This window comes from Dyella sp. 01N36, assembly GCF_056399745.1.
The window spans coordinates 1-4,673 of record NZ_JBFTRY010000239.1 but is presented as its reverse complement, the minus strand read 5'-3'; the positions used below and the strand labels follow the sequence as shown (position 1 = coordinate 4,673).

The following is a 4,673-nucleotide window of genomic DNA, read 5'->3' as shown; positions in this document are numbered from 1 at the left end:
GGCCGTGGAAGGGCACGATGGCGTGCGCAGCATCGCCGATCAGCAGCGCGCGACCGTCCAGATGCCAGCATTGCAGGTAGAGCGTGGACAGCGTGCCGACTGGGTGGCCGTCGTAATCGTTGGCGAAATCCGGGATCAGCGGCAGCAGGTCGGGGAAGTCTTGCTCGAAGAAGGCTCGCGCATGATGAGCGTCGCCCAGCGTGGCGAAGCTCGGATGCGGGCCTTGCGCCGGCAGGAACAAGGTCACGGTGAAGCTGCCTTCGGTATTGGGCAGCGCGATGCACATATAACCGCCGCGCGGCCAGATATGCAGCGCATGCGGCTCCAGCGCGAACTGGTCGTGGCCGCCGCTGCGGCTGATCAGATCGGCGCTGAGCCCGCCGGCGGAAGGAATTTCCAGCTCTTTATAGGCGTGGCCCAGCGATTCCACCCGCTCGCCCAGCGGCGAGTACGCGTTCATCGCGGCGCGCAGCGAGGAGCCTGCGCCATCGGCGCCGATCACGATGGGGGCGTCGAGCTCGCGCGACACGCCTTGTTCGTCGACCAGCTGCAGGCGCTGCCGATCAAAATCGGCATTGGCCAGCGACTGTCCAAAATGGAATTTGACGCCCGCGGCTTCGGCAGCATCCAGCAGCAACATATTGAGCGCGCCGCGGGAGACGGACCAGATCACTTCGCTGTCGTCGACGCCATAACGTTGCAGGCCGGAGCGACCGTCGGTGGTGTGCACCATGCGTCCGCGCATCATCACTGCGCGCTCCAGCACGTCGTCGGCAAGCCCAGCTTTGCGCAGCGCCTGCAGGCCGCGCTCGGCCAACGCGAGATTGATCGAACGACCACCGGTGAAGCCGGCGATGCGCGGGTCAGGGCGTTTTTCGAAGACGTCGACGACGAAACCGCGTCCCGCCAATTGCTGCGCCAGCAAGGCGCCGACCAGGCCGCCGCCGATAAGAGTGAGATGCTTCGCCATGGAGTCCCGCTGTCAGGTCGCAACGCTTAAAGCGCTGAGAGTAGCGTGTCGCGGGCGGGTGGGCGATGCGCAGTGCGGCAAGGCGGTGGATGGCCTGCGCCGGGATGGCGACCGTCCCTCAAAAACTCATGAAATACCCGCCGTTGACCGGCAGRTTCGCACCCGTGATGTAACCGGCGTCATCGGCGGTGAGGAAGGCCACTGCGCGTGCAATATCTCCCGGTGAGCCAAGTCGGCCGACCGGAATATCCGAGATGATCTGCTCGCGGATATCCTGCGGCACAGCGGCCACGAGCGCCGTATCGCAATAGCCCGGCGATACCGTATTCACGGTCACGCCCTTGCGTGCCGTTTCGCGCGCCAACGCCATGCCGAAGCCGTGCACGCCAGCCTTGGCAGCGGAATAGTTGGTCTGGCCGAACTGCCCGGTCTGCCCGTTGACCGAGCTCAGGTTCACGATGCGGCCAAAACCGCGTGTGGTCATGCCTTCCACCACGTTGCGGCACATATTGAAGACGCCATCCAGGTTCACCCGCATCAACTCATGCCATTGCTGCGGCGTCATTTTGCGCAGGCTGGTGTCACGGGTGATGCCGGCGGCGTTGACCAGGATGTCGACGCTGCCGTGTTGCCGTTCCACCCGACCAATCAACTCGGCGCACCCGTCGAAATGGCTGACGTCGGCAGGCTCGAATTTCACCGCACCATTGAGGTCGGCCAGCTCAGTCTGGAATGCGTGCAGCCGTTCCTCGCGCCCTGCCAGGTCGACGGCAATGACCTGTCGACCTGCCTGAGCCAGCTGTCGGCAGATTTCGGTGCCGAGCCCGCCAATGCCGCCAGCGACGATGGCAACGCGTGAGTTGCGAGTGTGGGAATTCATGTGAAGGACTCGTACACATGCCGCAGGGCAGCACGTGTTGTGCTGCAGCGGCGAGTGAGACGGCAGGAAGGTCGGCGCGTCGGCGCCGACCGCAGCGGATTAACCGGGCTTCTTGGTGCCGCTGCGCGGCGGCTGGCCCTGCGTGGCGGCGTCGATCAGGCCGCGCTGCATGTTGCGCCAGGCATCCATGTTGCGCTCGGTCAGGTCATTGAGCATGGACCAGGGCGTCTGGCCCAGCAGGCTGTTCAGCTGGGTGCGGAACTGCTGCTGCTGGTCGAGGAAGACCTGCAGGCTGCGCTCCAGGTAAGGCCCCATGAAACCCTGCAGCGAGTCGCCGTAGAAGCGGATGATCTGGCTGAGCAGCTGAGGAGAGAGCATCGGCTGCCCCTTTTCCTCATGCTCAGAGATGATCTGCAACAGCACCGAGCGGGTGAGATCCTCACCGCTCTTGGCGTCACGGACTTCGAAGGTTTCGTTGTCGAGCACGAGCTGACGGACTTCCTCCAGCGTGATGTAGCTGGAGATTTCCGTGTCGTAGAGTCGACGGTTCGGATACTTCTTAATGGTGCGCATCGTTTGTGCCATGCACACAAACTAACAGAAGGTATTGCGGCGCACCAGTCGCCCAAGTGGTATTAATTGCTGCACTGGCCAGTCGCAGCAATTCCTGTTAGATCAAATACCTGCTGGTTGTTGCAGGTTTGTGCCGGATTAAGAACGTTCCGGCACCGGTTAATGCCCGCCGGGGCCTCCTGCCGAGCCAAACGGCGGCTTGGCCAGCCATATCACCGGGATCAGCACCAGGAACAGGACGGCGCAGAGCAGGAAGATGTCGTTCACCGCCAGGGTGAGGGCTTCACGGTTAACCAGCTGATCCACGATGCCCAGCGCCTGGGTCTGGCTGTTCCCGGCATGGGTGAGCTGCGACAGGACCTGGGTGGCCGGCTGGCTGGCGCTGGTGACGTTCTCGCTCAGCGTGGCGTGATGCAGGATGCCGCGGTGMTGCCACAGCGTCACCGTCACCGCCGTGGACACGCTCGAGCCCAGTGTGCGGAAGAAGTTGGCCAGGCCGCTGGCGCTGGCGATTTCATTGGCGGGCAGTCCCGCCAGATAGATCTGGTTGAGCGGGATGAAGAAGCAGGGGATGGCAATGCCCATCACGAAGCGCGGCCACACCARCGAGGTGAACGAGGCTGAGCTGTCGTACGTGGAGAACCAGTACGAGGTAGCAGCGAACACCACGAAGGCGAACGTCACCACCGCGCGCAGCTCCAGCCTGTGCATATTGCGCCCGAGGATGGGCGATAGCAGGAAGGCCAGGATGCCCACCGGCGCCGTGGCAAGACCGGCCCAGGTGGCTGTGTAGCCCAGGGTGGTCTGCAGCCACAGCGGAAAAACCACGTTGATGCCGAAGAACGCGAACATGCCCAGCGACAACGCCACCACGCCCGCGGTGAAATTGCGTTCCTTGAACAGGCTCAGTTCCACCACCGGGTGTTTGGCGTGCAGTTCCCACACCACCAGGAAGACTAGGCAGATCAGCGCGATCAGGCCCAGCGTGGTGATCATCGGCGAGGAGAACCAGTCGTGGTCGTTGCCGTTGTCCAGCATGAACTGCAATGAGCCCACGCCGACCACCAGCAGCACCAGGCCGATCACATCGATCGGCGACTGGTAGGTCTTGGTCTCGCGCTTGCGCAACAGTGCCCAGGTGATCACACCGGCGAGGATGCCCACCGGCAGGTTGATGTAGAAAATCCACGGCCACGAAAAGTTGTCGGTGATCCAGCCGCCCAGGATCGGTCCGAAGATCGGCGCCACCACCACGGTCATCGCCCATAGCGCGAGCGCGACGCCTTGCTTGGTCTTGGGATAACTCGCCAGCAGCAACGTGAGCGACAACGCCACCATCGGGCCGGAGCCGGCGCCCTGCATCAGGCGCGCAAACACCAGCATCGGCATCGAAGTGGCCAGGCCGCACAACATGGAGAACACCACGAACAGGCCGACCGATACGACAAAGGTCTTCACCTCGCCGAAGCGGCGCGCGATCCAGCCGGTAAGCGGCTGCATGATCGCGCTGGCCAGCGAATAGGAGCTGATCGTCCAGGTGCCTTCACTTGCGCTCACGCCGAGGCTGCCTGCGATATGCGGCACAGCCACGTTGACGATGGTCATGTCCAGCACTTCCATGAAGGTGCTGAAGGCGACGGCGATGGTCAGCAAGACCAGCGCGGTACCGTGCAAAGGCGGTAGCGGCTTGTCTTCGGTGGGGTTGGCGGCCATGGGATCGCYTCGTCAGTTCGCGTCGTGCTGGCCGAGGTTGGCCTGAATGATCTTCTGGGCTTCTTCGTCTGCCTTGCTGGCCATCTGGTCGTACACCGAGGTTGCCGCGATCGGCTGACCGTTGCCGAGCGCCGCATTCATGGCGCCCTTGTCATCGCTGATATTGACGGTGACATCGGTGGACAGGCCCACGCGCAACGGATGCTGGTCGAGTTCCTTGTCGTCCAGCGCRATRCGCACMGGCASGCGCTGSACCACCTTGATCCAGTTGCCGGTGGCRTTCTGCGCCGGCAGCAGSGAGAACACGCTGCCGGTACCCGCGCCCAGTCCGATCACTTTGCCGTGGAATTCGACGCTGCCGCCGTAGACGTCCGCCTCGACCTTGGCCGGCTGACCCACGCGGATATGGCGAAGCTGGTTTTCCTTGAAGTTCGCGTCCACCCACAGGTCGTGCAGTGGCACCACCGCCATCAGCTGCTGGCCGGGCTGCACGCTGTTGCCCACCTGAACGCTGCGCTGGGCGACGTAGCCGGTGAC

At 63.5% G+C, this 4,673-nt stretch carries 4 protein-coding genes and 1 pseudogene; all 5 read right to left on the bottom strand.

Annotated features, from left to right (window positions below; translation table 11 throughout):
- Positions 1 to 970 (bottom strand): FAD-dependent oxidoreductase (locus tag AC1DMG_RS20030; protein ID WP_477180973.1); only part of this gene is annotated, 970 nt, incomplete at its 3' end.
- Between the two features lie 118 nt (positions 971 to 1,088).
- Positions 1,089 to 1,850 carry an acetoacetyl-CoA reductase gene (gene phbB / locus AC1DMG_RS20025; protein ID WP_477176017.1) on the bottom strand — a complete coding sequence of 254 codons (762 nt, stop codon included), beginning with the start codon at positions 1,848 to 1,850 and terminating at the stop codon, positions 1,089 to 1,091.
- Positions 1,851 to 1,949: 99 nt separating this feature from the next.
- Positions 1,950 to 2,435 (bottom strand): polyhydroxyalkanoate synthesis repressor PhaR, encoded by a 486-nt coding sequence (gene phaR, locus AC1DMG_RS20020; protein ID WP_046970103.1) that lies wholly within the window; start codon positions 2,433 to 2,435, stop codon positions 1,950 to 1,952.
- A gap of 147 nt (positions 2,436 to 2,582) precedes the next feature.
- Positions 2,583 to 4,136, bottom strand: a complete 1,554-nt coding sequence (locus AC1DMG_RS20015) for a DHA2 family efflux MFS transporter permease subunit (RefSeq protein WP_477180972.1) — start codon at positions 4,134 to 4,136, stop codon at positions 2,583 to 2,585.
- Positions 4,137 to 4,148: 12 nt separating this feature from the next.
- Positions 4,149 to 4,673: pseudogene (locus AC1DMG_RS20010) on the bottom strand (EmrA/EmrK family multidrug efflux transporter periplasmic adaptor subunit); the annotation flags it as partial.